Raw genomic sequence first — 14,506 nt, forward strand, 5'->3', positions numbered from 1 at the left:
CGATGGTACTGGGTTTCTGGGACATCGCCGCGCCTATCGTCGGTGCGCCGATGGCGGGCGGCCCGGGTACTCCGGCGCTGGCTGCGGCGGTATCCAACGCCGGCGGCCTCGGCTTCGTCGCCGGCGGTTATCTCAGTGCCGATCAGTTCGCCGCCGATATCGCCGCGGCGCGCGCCGCGACCACCGGTCCGATCGGGGCCAACCTGTTCGTGCCCCAACCCAGCGTCGCCGACTGGAATGCCCTGGAGTACTACGCAGAAGACCTCGAAGAGGTTGCCGATCACTACCACGTCGACGTCGGCCGGCCGGTCTACGGTGATGACGACGACTGGGAGGCCAAGCTCGAGGTGCTCGCCGACGTCCGTCCGGAGATGGTGTCGTTCACCTTCGGCGCACCTCCGCCGGACGTCATTCGTCGGTTGAGCGCGCTGGGACTGCTGGTGTCGATCACGGTGACCTCGGTCTATGAGGCCGGTGTCGCCGTCGCGGCCGGTGCCGACAATCTGGTGGTGCAGGGGCCCGCAGCGGGCGGGCACCGCGGCACGTTCGCACCGGACATGGAGCCGGGCAACGAGTCATTGCACCAGCTGCTCGAGCGGATCGGCAGCATGCACGATGTTCCGCTGATCGCGGCCGGCGGCTTGGGCACCGTCGAAGACATCGCGGCCGCGCTGCGGCGGGGGGCGGTGGCGGCGCAGGTGGGCACCGCGCTGTTGCTCTCCGACGAAGCGGGCACCCATCCGGCTTACCGTGTCGCACTGAAGAATCCGTTGTTCGACGCGACCGTGGTCACCCGGGCGTTCTCCGGCCGGTACGCGCGCGGGCTGGCGAACAACTTCACCCGGTTGCTCGACCACGTGGCCCCGCTGGGCTATCCCGAGGTCAACCAGATGACCAAGCCCATCCGGGCGGCCGCGATTCAGGAAGAGGATCCGCACGGCACCAACCTGTGGGCGGGCGAAGCCTACAAGGAAGTGCAGCCGGGGCCGGCCGCCGACATTGTCACCGCCCTGGCGCCCTATATCCGCTAGCCGTTTGCGGTCAGCACGCCGGCCGGGTCGGTGAACGGCAGGCCCAGGTCTTCGGCGACATGGTCGGCCAGCAGCGCACCGGCATGCGTCGAAAGACCTTTGGCCAGAGCGGGATCCGATCGGCACGCGCGCTGCCAGCCCAGGTCGGCGAGCTTGAGCACATACGGCATGGTCGCGTTCGTCAGCGCATAGGTCGACGTCTTCGGGACGGCGCTGGGCATGTTGGCCACGCAGTAGAACAACGTCTCGTGCACGGCGAACGTGGGCTCGTCGTGGGTGGTCGGTCGCGAATCCTCGAAGCAACCGCCCTGGTCGATGGAGATGTCCACCAACACCGCGCCGGGTTTCATCTGTGCGACAAGCGAATTCGAGATCAGGCTGGGAGCTTTGGCGCCCGGTACCAGTACCGCGCCGATCACCAGGTCGGCGCGTTTGACCGCACCCACCAACTCATAGGTCGACGAGTAACGGGTGCCGATGCGCCCGGCGAACTCCGCGTCGAGCAACCGGAGCTTGCCGAGGTTGACGTCCAGGACCATGACCGACGCGCCCATGCCGCCGGCGACCCGGGCCGCGTTGTATCCCGCTGTACCACCGCCGATCACAACGACATCAGCGGGTTTGACGCCGGGCACCCCGCCCATCAGGGCACCGCGCCCACCTTCGGTGCGCATCAGGTGGTACGCGCCGACCTGAGCCGAGAGCCGTCCGGCGACCTCGCTCATCGGCGCCAGCAACGGCAGTGCGCCGTCGGCGGTCTGGACGGTTTCGTAGGCGATGGAGGTGGCGCCGGAGGTCAGCAGCGCGTCGGTGCAGGAGCGCGACGCGGCCAGATGCAGATAGGTGAACAGGGTCTGCCCCGAGCGTAGATAGCCGTACTCGGCCGGCAGCGGTTCCTTGACTTTGAGCACCAGATCCGCCTCCGCCCAGACCTGTTCGGCGGTATCGGTGAGTTGGGCGCCGGCCGCCTTGAACTTCTCGTCGGCAATGGCCGAACCCTCGCCGGCGCCGGCCTGGATCAGTACTTCGTGGCCGTGCTGGGTCAACGCGGCGACGCCCGCCGGGGTGATGGCGACCCGGAATTCGTTGTTCTTGGTCTCGGTCGGGATTCCGACTCGCATGATCGCCTCCTGCCGAGCCCGCGTGTAGTTGACTCCTCGATTGTCTCCGAATCTCCGTGGCGCCCGCCAATTATGATCAGCCGATGACTACACCTTCGGCCACCGCCACCGTGCAGATCGACGCCTCACCCGATGTCGTGTACGGACTGATCACCGACCTGCCGACACTGGCGTCGCTGGCCGAGGAGGTCGCGCAGATGGAGTTGCGCAAGGGCGATTCGGTCCGCGAGGGCGCGGTGTTCGTCGGGCACAACGAGAACAGCGGCAAGCGCTGGCGCACCAAGTGCACCGTCACCGAGGCCGAACCCGGCCGCGCGTTCGCCTTCGAGGTGCGGCACACCGTCCTTCCGATCGCCCGCTGGCAGTACGACCTCGTCGCGACCAATGGGGGCTGCCGGGTCACCGAGAGCAGCTGGGACCGGCGGCCGGGCTGGTTCCGCAAGCTCGCCGGCCTGGCCACCGGTGTCGTCGACCGCGACACGGAGAACGCCAAGAACATCGAGCTGACACTGCAGCGCCTCAAGCGGCGAGCCGAAGAAACGTAGTACCGCGGGTATCGCATACCCGGCCCATTTCGATAGACTCGCCGGGTAGAACGGCGCGGCGAGGGGGCCTTGATGAGCACAGTCGACGACCGGGCGGTCGGCCCGCACTCGACGGTATCGGGCGATTATGAGCGTCTGGTCCTGGAAGCCCGCAACGTCGAGTTCGACTGGTCCGGTTTGCCGTTTCACTACGTCCCGAATGAGCCGATGGCCACCCACGTGCTCAACGTCCTGCATCTGCTGCTGCCCGCCGGCGAGGAGTTCTTCGTCGACGTGTTCAAGAAGACGCTGCCGCTGATCCAGGACGACCAACTGCGTCTGGACGTACAGGGATTCATCGGCCAGGAAGCCATGCACTCGCAGGCGCATTCCGGAGTGCTTGCTCATTTCGACGCACAGGGCATCGACCTCACGCCGTTCACCAACCAGATCAGGTGGCTGTTCGAGAAACTGCTCGGCGAGAAGCCGTATCGCAGCCGACGTCGCCAGCACGCCTGGCTGCTGGAGCAGGTCGCGATGATCGCGGCGGTCGAGCATTACACGGCCGTCCTGGGCGAGTGGGTGCTGGACTCGCCGGCGCTCGACGCAGCCGGTTCGGACCCGGTGATGCTGGACATGCTGCGCTGGCACGGCGCCGAGGAAGTCGAGCACAAGGCCGTGGCGTTCGACACGATGAAGCATCTGCGCGCGGGGTATTGGCGGCAGGTACGCGCCCAGTTGGTGGTCGCGCCGGTGCTGCTGCTGTTGTGGATCCGCGGCGTGCGCTTCATGTTCTCGTTGGACCCGTGCGTCCCGCCGGGCACCAAGGCGCGGTGGCGCGATTACCTCAGCGCGGCGCGCCGTGGACTGGCGCCCGGGCCTCTTCGGCTCATGCGGGTGGTGGGCTCCTACTACCGGCCGGGCTTTCACCCGTCGGAGTTGGGCGGGCTGGAGCGGGCCGTCGACTACCTCGCGGTCTCGCCCGCTGCCCGCGCGTCGCACTGATCCATGACCACCATCGCTGCGTCGGACGGCGTTGCCCTGGCGGTCCACCGATACAACGACTTCGCCTCCGAGCGCCCGACCATCCTGGCCATTCACGGCTACCCCGACAACCACCGGATCTGGGACGGCGCGGCGGAGACTCTGGCGAAACGCTACAACGTGGCCGCCTACGATGTCCGGGGTGCCGGTGAATCTGGTTGTCCGGCAACCAGATCCGGATACCGGGTGGAACAACTGGTGTCCGATGTGGATTCGGTGATCGACAGCCTCGGTGTCGACCGGGTGCACCTGCTGGCGCACGACTGGGGATCTGTGCAGGGCTGGGCCGCGGTCAGCGACGGCGAAGTGGCGCCCAAGATCGCGTCCTTCACGTCGATCTCGGGTCCGCACCTGCAGTACGCCGGCAAGTTCCTGCGGTCGGCGCGGACCCCGCGCGCTGCGGCCGAGATTGCCAGGCAGGTGATGTCGTCGGGCTATCTGGGGTTTTTGCTGTGTCCGGGTGTCCCGGAGTTGGCCTTCCGCTCGCGGGTGGGCGTCAAAGTCGTCGAGGCCACCGAACGTATCGGCCGCACCAGCGTCAACAGCCGGAGCGTCAAGACGCCACGGTCGATCGGTGACTACGTCAACGGGCTGAACCTCTACCGCGAGAACCTGCCCGGCCCGCTGGCGTCGCCGGGCGAGTTGCCACGAATCCGCGTCCCGGTCCAGGTGCTGGTGCCGGGCAAGGACATGTTCATCTCACCCGCCCTGCAGCGGTTCATCGGTGCGGTTCCGTTGTGCGGCAGGGTTATCCCGATTCAAGGCGGGCATTGGGTGGTGACGTCACGGCCCGACGTCGTCGCCCGGCTGACCGCCGAATGGGTCGACCAGGTGACGAGTGGGACCGCCCCTTCAGCAGCCTCGGTGATCCGCGGCGGCCCCCGGGAGGTGCGCGGCAAACTGGCGCTGGTCACCGGTGCCGGCGTGGGCATCGGGCGCGCTACCGCGATTGAGTTGGCGCGCAACGGCGCCCGCACGGTGGTGATCGTCGATCGAGATCTGGCCGCTGCCAACGAAACCGCGGATGCCGTCCGCGCCGCATGCGCCGAGGCGGCGGTCTACCAGGTCGACGGCACCGACGAAGGCGCGATCGATCGCCTTGCCGCCGAGGTGCTTAGCGAGCACGGAGTGGTCGACATCCTGGTGAACAACGCTGCTGACGGCGCGGCGCTCGTTCTTTCGGGGACCTTCGGTGACCAGATGGCCGAACGAGGTGAAGGCGGCGCCATCGTCAACGTCTCGCCGGCCGCGGCGTCGCCGTCCGGCGCGGCAGAACTCAGCAAGTCCCTGCGCTCCGGTCTTGCCGGCGAGGGCATCGCGGTCACCGCCGTGTACCCGCGCTCGGTCGACACCGATGTCACCGAGGATGCCGCTCATCGCAGCGCCAGAGCGATCGTCAAGTCCGTCCGGACCGGTGGCTGGACGTCCAGGGTCGGGCAAGCGATGCGGCGACTCGGCTCATCGGCGATCCGGCAGAGACGCGCATCAGACGTAGGGATGTGATTGTGCCGGAGAGCATTTGGACGAGCAGACCCGCCGACCTGTACGGCCGTCGGGACCGGGACCGGTTCCTGACGGTGCTGTGGGGACTGCGCACGGTGATGGGCGGGATGTCCGCGACGTCGCGGTGGACACCGGCGCGGGTGGCGCCGGTGCGGCGCACACACGAGGCGAAGGTCGTCGGACGCGAACTCGTGGCGCCGGACGTGGTCGCGTTGAGGTTGGCCGACCCGGATGGGGGACTGCTGCCGTCCTGGACGCCTGGCGGGCACATCGACGTCCAGTTGCCGTCGGGCCGGCGTCGGCAGTACTCGCTGTGCGGCCCGCCCGGGCGGCGCACCGACTACCGGATCGCCGTGCGCCGCATTGCCGACGGCGGCGGCGGGTCGATCGAGATGCACGACGCCTTCGACGTGGGCGACACCTTGGTATTCGAAGGCCCCCGCAACGCGTTCTACCTCGGAACGTCGGAGCGGGATGTGCTGTTCGTGATCGGCGGCATCGGCGTCACTCCCATCCTGCCGATGATGCGCGTCGCCGCGCAGCGCGGAATCGACTGGCGCGCAATCTATACCGGTCGCAGTCGGGACTATATGCCGTTGCTGGACGAAGTGGTGGCGGTGGCTCCGGAGCGCGTCACGATATGGGCCGACGACGAGCGTGGCGGCTTTGCGCCGGTCGAAGACCTGCTGGCCGGTGCCGGGCCGACGACCGCGGTGTACGTGTGCGGCCCGGCCGCCATGCTCGAAGCGGTCCGAACGGCACGCGACGAATACGCCGATGCGCCGCTGCACTACGAACGGTTCAGTCCGCCGCCGATCGTCAACGGCACGCCGTTCGAGCTGGAACTCGGCCGATCTCGGGAAGTGCTGCGCATCCCGGCGAATCGTTCGGCGCTCGACGTGCTGCTCGACCGCGACCCCACCACCGCCTACTCGTGCCGACAGGGTTTCTGTGGCACCTGCAAGGTCAAAGTGCTTGCCGGCCAAGTCGATCGGCGCGGCCGCGCCGCCGAGGGCGACGACGAGATGCTGGTCTGCGTCTCGCGGTCCGACGGCGACCGGGTCGTCGTCGACGTCTAGAAGACGTTCCGTTCCGTCAGGACGTCGGCGAACCTGGTCAGATCGGCGGCGAACAGGGCGGGTTGTTCGAAGGCGGCGAAGTGCCCGCCGCGGTCTTGAACCGAGTAGTGCACCAGGTTGTATCGCGCGGCGGCCCAGGCCCGCGGCGTCTGCAGCAGCTCGCCCGGGTAGACGGCGTACCCGGTGGGAACGTCGACGCGACCGGTCCATTCGTCGAGCGCGCCGGTGCCCGCCCGTCTTGATTCGCAGTACAGCCGCGCTGCCGAGGTGGCGGTGCCGGTGAGCCAGTACAGCATCAGGTTGTCGATCAGTCGGTCGGTGCTGATCGGCATGCCTTCCCTGATGTCGCACCAGGCGTGGAACTTCTCGAGTATCCAGCCCGCCAGTCCCAACGGCGAGTCGTCCAGACCGAAGCCCAGCGAATGTGGCCGCGTGGACTGCACTTCCAGGTACGCGGTGCCGTCCTTGGTCCGCTCGAAGCTGGCAGCGATCGCGGCGAGTTCGGCTTCGGAGACGTCCGCCAACAGCTGCGGGTCGTTCTGGTCGGGCGGGGCGAACAGCATGTTGGTGTGGATCGCCGCCACATTCGCCGGGTAGTGCTCACCCAGGTAGCGGGTGACCAGCGCACCCCAATCGCCGCCCTGGGCGACGTAGCGTTCGTAGCCGAGCTGGGCCATCACGTCAGCTACGGCCGCGGCGACGCGCGCGACGTCGACTCCCGGTTCGCCAGTGGGACCGGAGAACCCGTAGCCGGGCATCGACACCACCACCACGTGAAAGTGCTTGCGCAGCAAAGGCAGTGCGTCGAGGAACTCGACGATGGAGCCGGGCCAGCCGTGTGTGACAGCCAGCGGAATGGCTTGCGGGTGCTCGGACTTGGCGTGCAGGAAGTGCACGCGCTGACCTGCCGCCTGGGTGACGAAGGAACCCGCCGCGTTGAGCTCGGCCTCGGTACGTCGCCAGTCGTAGCGGTGCAGCCAGTGTTCGATCACGTTCTTCAAGAACGCCTGTTCGGTGCCGTAATCCCAACCTGCACCGGTGATTTCGGCTGGCCAGCGCGCCATGTTGAGACGCTGACGAAGGTCGTCGAGCTGGGCTTCGGGGACATCCACTGGGTAAGGCTGGATCCGCGTGTCGACGGGCGCACTCGCTGTCATGAGCAGTGAGGTGATCGGTGCCGCCGTTGCAGCTTCGACCACGGCCGGTTCGGGTTCCGAACGGAACAGCCGGTAGCCGACATGAGGCACGGTCACGCCTGGCAGCGGCTTCCACACGAAGGTGCGACCATCGAGTTCGAATCCCTGCTTCTCGTAGAAATCGCGCGCCTTCTGGTTCTTGTCGGCGCACCACAGGATCATGTCGTTGTCCGGGTATTCCTGCAGCGCTCTGTCCAGCAGCAGCTTCCCGACGCCATGCCGTTGCTCTTGTTCCGCGATGTAGAGCGCATCGAGCTGGATGTGCTCGGGATTGGACAGATCCGGACCGAACAGCGCCATCCCCACCAACCTGCCGCGCGACTCGGCCAACCACATGCTCCAGCCGCCGCGCTTCAGAGTCGTCGGGTATTGGATGTCCACCCATGTCTTCGGCGTGCCGAGCATGTCCAGGACATGTGTCGCCACAATGCCGTTCCAGGATTGCCGCCACACCGGATAATGCATCGCCGCGACCCTGGCGAAATCCTTCGGTCTGGCTTCGCGGATCCGGATGTCGCTGGATCTCACGTAAGCACCTCCGGTCGCGCGGCAGTTTGACCATCTAAGACTAGAACTAGGGTCCTGCGCGCTCGTCGTCGTTGTCGTCTAAGAGGCGTTCGGGGTGATGGTAGTTGTTGGTGCGGGGTCCGCCGCGGTCGAAAATGCGGGGTGGGTGCCAGGCGGTGCGGCCGTTGGGGAGTTTGGTTGTCGTCCAGCCTTTTCCGATGAGTTTGTGGTTGGCGGGGCAGGCCAGGGTGAGTTTGTCGATGTCGGTGTGTCCGCCTTTGGCCCAGTCGTGGAGGTGGTGGACTTCGCATTTGTCGGCCGGTACGTCGCAGCCAGGGTAAGTGCAGCCGCGTTCGTTGTTGTAGAGGAAGAGGCGTTGGTCGGCGGACGCGGTGCGGCGGGCGCGGCCGAGGTAGAGGGGCCGGTTGGAGTGTTGATCGTAGATGGCCAGGTAGTGGCAGGCCTGGCTGGCCATTTTGATGAGGTCGCGCATGGGGATCAGGGTGCCGGCGGCGGTGACACCGTGGCCGGTGGCGGTGGTGAGTTCTTGCAGGGTGGTGGAGACCACGACGGTCACGGGCAGGCCGTTGTGGTGGCCCAGGGCGGGGTCGCCGAGTCGGCCGCGGATCAGTTGGGTGAGCGCGTCGTGTTGGCGTTGGCCGTAGGTGCGGGTGTCTCGGGCGGCGGCCTCATCCGAGGGTTCGCCGTTGACGGCAGGGTTTTCGTCGTCCGGGTGGCACATTCCCGGGGCGGCGTATTTGGCCAGCCAGGCATCGATCATTGCGCGCAGTTCGGGGGTGGCGATCAGGGTGGCTTGGCTCATGCCGTCGGGGCGTTGTTTGCCCCAGGTGAAGCTGCGTTTGCGGGCGCGGTCGGCGTCGGAGAATTTGCCGTCGGGGTTGAGGTAGAGCGCGGTGCGCTGGGCGGCTTTCTCGAGTTGGTCGGGGCGTAGCTGAGTGGCTTGATCAGCCAGGAAATTCTCGGCCTGTTCGACCAGGGCGACGGGCAGCTCCTGCGGCAGGTCTCGGATGAAGGTTTGTAGGACGCGCAAGTGCTGGGCGTCGAGCATGCCCTGGCGCCATTGGCGGGCGGTGGCGGGGAGTTCGGGTGGCAGTGTCTGGCCGGTGAGCGTCAGCCGGGGGGCCAATTGGGCCGCATCGCGGATGCGGCGGCGTGCCTCGGTGTAGCTGATGCGACACCAGTCGGCCACGATCTGGTGCACGGGGCCGCCGATGTCGGCGGGTTGTTCTGCGGCCAGGGTGTGGATGATGTCGTGGCTGATCACCGCTTGGTGGCGACGGGCTGTTTCCAGGCGCTCCAGGGCGCGCACCCGCACGCTGGGATCGGCGGCGGTGGGCAGGTCGGCGAGGTCGGCCACGGCGGCGTCTAGGGCGTCGAGGCGGGCCGCCACCTCCGCATCCGTGATCGAAAGCATGTTCGAATGATATCGCCGGCCACCGACAAGAGCGACGTCCAAACGCCACCTGTGGATAGAACGGGCTAACGTATCCCTCGTGCGCGGGTGGGATAGGGAAGCCATCCGGAAACTTCGGGCAGCGGTCAACAGCGCGGACGCAACAGCGCTGGTCGCGATGCTGCGCGAGCGGGAGGTCGAGCAGGTCCTGCAATCGGCGGGTGATGCTCTGATCGCCGCCGTCGCGCAAGACGTGCCCGGTGCGGCCCAAATCGGGGCGGTATTCGAGGCAGCGCTGCGCGAGCGCGACTGGACCGGCGATGAACAGTTGGCCGAGCAGCTGTCGGCAGTGCTCGGCAACGCCCCGACGCCGATGCTTAAAGCAATCCCGGCGGACCTGGACGATCTCTCGACAGTGCTGGAAGGCGACCCAGCGAACGCCGGGGGCTACCTCAACCCCGAAACCGGTGCGTGCTGGCCGGAAGAGGCGGATTTCAAGTGGCTCGGGATCGACGAGGAAGATCTCGACGACTGGATCTACGTACTGTGCGAGGGCTCGCACAGCGGTTACGGCGACATGGAAGTCTTCATCAGTACCGTCGACGACGCCGCGATCGCCGACCGGCTCGAGATCGCGATCCAGGGACGAGGGGCGTTCCGGCGTTTCAAGGATGTGCTTTCGCGATGGCCCGACGAATTGCAGCGCTACTTTCAGCTGTCCGACGAGCGCAAGCGTGGCCGCGCCAGGGCGTGGTTGGCAGCCGAGGGCTACCGACCGGTCCTCGCGACAGACCCCGAACAGTAGGCTCGAGGCCATGCGGGTTGGCGTATTGGGAGCAAAAGGCAAAGTCGGCGCTGCCATGGTGCGGGCCGTCGAGGACGCCGACGATCTGACTCTGTCTGCCGAAGTCGACGCCGGCGACGCGCTGAGTCTGTTGACCGACGGCGACACCGAGGTCGTGATCGACTTCACTCATCCCGACGTCGTCATGGACAATCTGAAGTTCCTGATAGACAACGGAATTCACGCTGTCGTCGGGACCACCGGATTCACCGATGACCGTGTCCGACAGGTTGAGTCGTGGCTCGCCCAGAGCCCCGACACCTCCGTCCTGATCGCGCCGAACTTCGCCATCGGCGCAGTGTTGTCCATGCATTTCGCCCAGCAGGCCGCAAAGTTCTTCGAGTCGGTCGAAGTCATCGAACTGCATCATCCGCACAAGGCAGACGCCCCGTCGGGCACGGCAACCCGCACCGCCAAACTGATTGCACAGGCACGAAAAGGACTGCCGCCCAACCCCGATGCCACCAGCAGCAGTCTGCCTGGCGCGCGTGGCGCCGACGTCGACGGCATCCCGGTACATGCGGTGCGGCTGGCTGGACTCGTCGCCCACCAGGAAGTGCTGTTCGGCACCGAGGGCGAGACGCTGACCATCCGCCACGACAGCATCGACCGCACGTCCTTCGTACCCGGTGTGCTGCTCGCCGTGCGCCGCGCCGGAGAGCGTCCCGGCCTGACCATAGGCATAGAGCCCCTGCTCGACCTGCAATGACCGATAGCGCCCGCCTCATCCGAATACAGCTGACCATCGCCTTTCTCTGTGTGGCGATGCTCGTCTACTTCCTGATGCTCGGCCGGGTCGCGCTGACGATGATCGCCTCCGGCCGACCTGCCGCCGTCGGCTTGGGAGCGGCGGTGCTCGTCATGCCGTTCCTCGGTCTGTGGGCGATGATCGCGACGCTGCGAGCCGGCTTCACCCACCAGAAGCTGGCTCGCCTGATCGCCCGGGACGGAATGGAACTCGACGTCAGCGCACTACCGCGGCGCGCCTCCGGGCGCATCCAGCGAGACGCCGCCGACGCACTGTTCGACACCGTGCGCGGCGAAGTGGAAGTCGACCCGGACGACTGGCGACGCTGGTATCGGTTGGCACGCGCCTACGACTACGCGGGGGACCGACGGCGGGCGCGCGAGGCGATGAAGACCGCCGTCGAATTACATGATCGCGGCGACGAGACCGAAAGCTGACGCAATCAGCTATAGGCTTTGCGGGTGAAGTCCGCCTTGGTAACCGGGGCCGCGACCGGGATCGGTGAGCCATGGTTGCACCGCCTGTTACCCGAGCAACAGGTCCAGAACATCTGGCGGCGCATGTTCAGTCGCAAACGGGGCAGGTGACCGGTGCCGCGGCTGCTCATCGTTCACCACACGCCGTCTCCGCACTGTCAGGAGATGTTCGAGGCGGTGCTGGCCGGCGCGTCCGATCCGGAGATCGAGGGTGTGGAGGTTGTCCGGCGCCCGGCGCTGAGGGTGTCACCAGCCGACATGCTCGAAGCCGACGGCTATCTGCTCGGCACCCCGGCGAATCTCGGATACATGAGCGGTGCGCTCAAGCACGCGTTCGACGTCTGCTACTACCCGTGCCTGGACTCCACGCGTGGCCGACCCTTCGGCTTGTACCTGCACGGCAACCAGGGCACCGAGGGTGCGGAGAAGGGCGTCACCGCCATCACCACCGGGCTGGGATGGGTGAAAGCCGCCGAGTACGTGCTGGTGTCGGGCAAGCCGAACAAAGACGACTTGCAGGCGTGCTGGGAACTCGGCGCCACCGTGGCCGCGCAACTGATGGACTAGGTGTACGTCGGCTGAAACGCTTCAGCCGGCTGCGCGAGCGCCAGCGCCGAACTGCTGCCGATCGGCCCGTGCCGATCGAACAGGATCGCGCTGCCGGTGGCGACGCCCGCTGCGCCGTAATGACTTTGAGCCGCCAGCCCGATGTACTCGCCGTCCGGCAACCGACTTGCGGTGACGGTGTAATCGGCGTTGATGTAGCGCAATCCACCTGTGCCCCAGTGGGTTAACGAGCTCGTGACGTCACCCACGAAGGCCAGGCGGGTGAACGGGGTCAACGGAAAGCCCGCCACCATCGGCCGAAACAGCCGTGTCCAGGCGAACTTCGGTGAATGAGACTGCTCCCACTCGCCGGCGGCGATACCCGGGCTGCCCTCGAGGGTCGCGCCATAGCCCCAGATGAGAAACGGCATATCCGTCGGAAAGCCTTCGGAACTGGTCGGAAGCGGCGGCATCGTCACGGGGGTCGACCACACCTCACCGTCGGGCGGGTCGCTGCGGCGGAGGAACAGCGCGCCGGCGCGTGCCACGATTTTCCCGTTCTGCGTCAGCACACCGTCGACGAGCTTGATGCGTCGGCCTTCTCGTTGCACCGACGTCTGGATCTGTACCGGTTCGAGCAGCGCCGGGCGTAGCAGGTCGACGGTGAGACGAGCCGGTTGGAATTCCGCGTCGATACCGGATTGCTCGATCCCCCAACCCAGCAGGCCGCCGACGATCTGACCGCCCATCGCCGCACCCCACGGTCCCCGGGTCATCGGGCCGGGGTGATAAGAGCCGTCGTCGACAGTGAAGAACGCCTCAGGCATGATGACGGAATCCTCGGTCGTCACCGCTACGACGATAGGGCACCGGCAACTTAGGAGTGGTCATGCCTCCGATTGCACCTGTGGTCGAAATTCCCCGCAGCCACAACCCATTCCCGCGAACTGGGGTTTCCATCGACGGCGACGGCATCCCGCGCTACGACGACCTGCCGGCCACCTTGCTGGACGTCCTGGCCGAACAAGTCGCCGCGCGCCCGAACAGCGAGGCCGTGGTCGAACTGGGTTCGCAGCGCTTGAGCTACCGCGATTTGTGGGACCGCGCGGCACGGGTTGCCGGCGGTTTGCGTGCCGGCGGCCTGAAAGCGGGCGAACGGGTCGCGGTCCGATATCCGGCGGGTGTGAACTGGGTGCTGGCCTTCTGGGGCACGGTGATGGCCGGAGGCATTGCGGTGGCGGTCAATACGCGGTCCGCTCAGCCGGAGGTCGACTTCGTGCTGTCCGATGCCGGGGCGAGCTTCGACCTCGCACCGGACGCACCGCTGCCCGACGGCGCATCGTATGTGACCGACCACCTGGGCCGCGCCGACGTCGCCGCCCTGTTCTACACCTCGGGCACCACCGGTCACCCCAAGGGGGTGCCGACCACTCACGAGGCGTTCGTGACCAACACCGAGAACGCGGTCCGGTGTCTTCGACAGCCCAGGGACATCGGCGAGGGTCTGCGCACCCTCGTCTCGGTACCGCTGTTCCACGTAACAGGTTGCAACTCACAGCTTTTGGCCGCGACCCGGCTCGGCGGCGCGGCGGTGATCATGCCGACGCTCAACCTCGATGAACTGATCGCCGCACTGCGCGTCGAGCGCATTTCGGTCATGGTCACCGTCCCGGCGATCTACTCGTTGTTGTTGCGGCACAGCGAATTCAGCACGGCGGATGTCTCCGCTGTGCGCTGGGCGGGTTACGGTGGCGCGCCCATCGCGCCATCGCTGGTGCAGGCGGTCAAGGCCGCGTTTCCACAGGCCAGCGTGTTCAACGGGTACGGCATGACCGAGAGCGCTTCGTTGATGACGGCGTTGCCCGACGAGGAAGTCATCGAGCACGCCGACTCGGTCGGCTACGCGGTGCCCTCGGTGGACCTCGGGGTGATTCCGTTCGAAGACGGTCAGTTGGTCGGTGAGTTGGTAACCCGCGGCGCCAACATCACCGCCGGCTACTGGAACCGTCCCGAAACTACTGCGGCCACGATCGTGGACGGCTGGCTGCACACCGGCGACGTGGTTCGGGTGGACGACGCGGGACGGGTGCATCTCGTCGACCGCCTCAAGGACATCATCAACCGCGGCGGCGAGAACGTCTCCAGTGTCGAGGTCGAAGCCGCGCTGCTGGGGGCGCGCGGTGTCCACGACGCCTGCGTGCTGGCGGTGCCCGACGAGGTGATGGGGGAGAAGGTCGGGGCCGTGCTGGTGGGGGAGGACGTCGACGTGCCGGCCGTACTCGAGCACTGCCGCGAGCAGCTCGCCGACTACAAGATTCCGCAGTACGTCACCGTGGTGACGACACCGTTGCCGCGCAATGCGGGCGGGAAGCTCCTCAAGGGTCAACTTCGTGAACAGGTCCGGTGGGGTCCGGCGCTACGCTGACCACTCGCGGCGTGTCTGATCAGCGTGAACGCGAGGTATGATACGGAA

The 14,506-nt window shown here is 66.9% G+C and carries 15 protein-coding genes; 11 read left to right on the plus strand and 4 right to left on the minus strand.

Features of this window, described 5'->3' with window-relative positions:
* Positions 1 to 2 precede the first annotated feature (2 nt).
* Positions 3 to 1,031, plus strand: a complete 1,029-nt coding sequence (locus AC5Y47_RS04355; RefSeq protein WP_499942259.1) for a nitronate monooxygenase — start codon at positions 3 to 5, stop codon at positions 1,029 to 1,031.
* Here the strand turns inward: AC5Y47_RS04355 and ald are convergent.
* The gene (gene ald, locus AC5Y47_RS04360) at positions 1,028 to 2,152 is read right to left on the minus strand and encodes an alanine dehydrogenase (protein WP_499942260.1); all 1,125 of its coding nucleotides are present in this window, start codon (positions 2,150 to 2,152) and stop codon (positions 1,028 to 1,030) included. The two genes, AC5Y47_RS04355 and ald, sit on opposite strands and share 4 nt — an antisense overlap.
* Before the next feature lie 83 nt (positions 2,153 to 2,235).
* On the opposite strand from ald, the gene AC5Y47_RS04365 reads away from it, so the two are divergent.
* The 4 genes from AC5Y47_RS04365 (at position 2,236) to AC5Y47_RS04380 (ending at position 6,302) form a co-directional block, all read left to right on the plus strand.
* Positions 2,236 to 2,697 carry an SRPBCC family protein gene (locus AC5Y47_RS04365; protein WP_499942262.1) on the plus strand — a complete coding sequence of 154 codons (462 nt, stop codon included), beginning with the start codon at positions 2,236 to 2,238 and terminating at the stop codon, positions 2,695 to 2,697.
* A 72-nt stretch (positions 2,698 to 2,769) separates the two neighbouring features.
* A complete protein-coding gene (locus AC5Y47_RS04370) occupies positions 2,770 to 3,681 on the plus strand; it encodes a metal-dependent hydrolase (protein WP_499942263.1) in 912 nt (303 codons plus the stop codon).
* 3 nt (positions 3,682 to 3,684) lie between these two features.
* Positions 3,685 to 5,223, plus strand: coding sequence for an SDR family NAD(P)-dependent oxidoreductase (locus tag AC5Y47_RS04375; RefSeq protein WP_499942265.1), 1,539 nt, complete (start codon positions 3,685 to 3,687; stop codon positions 5,221 to 5,223).
* A 2-nt stretch (positions 5,224 to 5,225) separates the two neighbouring features.
* Complete coding sequence (locus AC5Y47_RS04380; protein WP_499942267.1) at positions 5,226 to 6,302, plus strand: PDR/VanB family oxidoreductase; 1,077 nt, start codon at positions 5,226 to 5,228, stop codon at positions 6,300 to 6,302.
* On the opposite strand, the gene AC5Y47_RS04385 is transcribed toward AC5Y47_RS04380, so the two are convergent.
* Both AC5Y47_RS04385 and AC5Y47_RS04390 read right to left on the minus strand, forming a co-directional pair.
* On the minus strand, positions 6,299 to 8,026 hold the full coding sequence (locus AC5Y47_RS04385) for an alpha/beta fold hydrolase (RefSeq protein ID WP_499942269.1): 1,728 nt from the start codon (positions 8,024 to 8,026) through the stop codon (positions 6,299 to 6,301). The two genes, AC5Y47_RS04380 and AC5Y47_RS04385, sit on opposite strands and share 4 nt — an antisense overlap.
* A 46-nt stretch (positions 8,027 to 8,072) precedes the next feature.
* Positions 8,073 to 9,440 (minus strand): HNH endonuclease signature motif containing protein, encoded by a 1,368-nt coding sequence (locus AC5Y47_RS04390; RefSeq protein WP_499942271.1) that lies wholly within the window; start codon positions 9,438 to 9,440, stop codon positions 8,073 to 8,075.
* 157 nt (positions 9,441 to 9,597) lie between these two features.
* On the opposite strand from AC5Y47_RS04390, the gene AC5Y47_RS04395 reads away from it, so the two are divergent.
* Genes AC5Y47_RS04395 through AC5Y47_RS04415 form a run of 5 tightly spaced genes read left to right on the plus strand, consistent with a single transcriptional unit; the run spans position 9,598 to position 12,054 of the window.
* On the plus strand, positions 9,598 to 10,224 hold the full coding sequence (locus AC5Y47_RS04395; RefSeq protein WP_499942272.1) for a UPF0158 family protein: 627 nt from the start codon (positions 9,598 to 9,600) through the stop codon (positions 10,222 to 10,224).
* Between the two features lie 10 nt (positions 10,225 to 10,234).
* Entirely contained in the window at positions 10,235 to 10,972 is a 738-nt protein-coding gene (dapB, locus tag AC5Y47_RS04400) for a 4-hydroxy-tetrahydrodipicolinate reductase (protein WP_499942274.1), read from the plus strand.
* Complete coding sequence (locus AC5Y47_RS04405) at positions 10,969 to 11,448, plus strand: hypothetical protein (protein WP_499942276.1); 480 nt, start codon at positions 10,969 to 10,971, stop codon at positions 11,446 to 11,448. Before dapB ends, AC5Y47_RS04405 begins: the two co-directional genes overlap by 4 nt.
* A gap of 24 nt (positions 11,449 to 11,472) precedes the next feature.
* A complete protein-coding gene (locus tag AC5Y47_RS04410) occupies positions 11,473 to 11,598 on the plus strand; it encodes a hypothetical protein (RefSeq protein ID WP_499942278.1) in 126 nt (41 codons plus the stop codon).
* A gap of 3 nt (positions 11,599 to 11,601) precedes the next feature.
* Complete coding sequence (locus AC5Y47_RS04415; RefSeq protein WP_499942280.1) at positions 11,602 to 12,054, plus strand: flavodoxin family protein; 453 nt, start codon at positions 11,602 to 11,604, stop codon at positions 12,052 to 12,054.
* Here AC5Y47_RS04415 and AC5Y47_RS04420 read toward each other — a convergent pair.
* Complete coding sequence (locus tag AC5Y47_RS04420) at positions 12,051 to 12,884, minus strand: thioesterase family protein (RefSeq protein WP_499942281.1); 834 nt, start codon at positions 12,882 to 12,884, stop codon at positions 12,051 to 12,053. The genes AC5Y47_RS04415 and AC5Y47_RS04420 overlap by 4 nt on opposite strands.
* A gap of 56 nt (positions 12,885 to 12,940) precedes the next feature.
* On the opposite strand from AC5Y47_RS04420, the gene AC5Y47_RS04425 reads away from it, so the two are divergent.
* Entirely contained in the window at positions 12,941 to 14,458 is a 1,518-nt protein-coding gene (locus tag AC5Y47_RS04425; protein WP_499942383.1) for a class I adenylate-forming enzyme family protein, read from the plus strand.
* Positions 14,459 to 14,506: the final 48 nt, after the last annotated feature.

The sequence above is a fragment of the Mycobacterium sp. NGS22 genome (assembly GCF_059813095.1).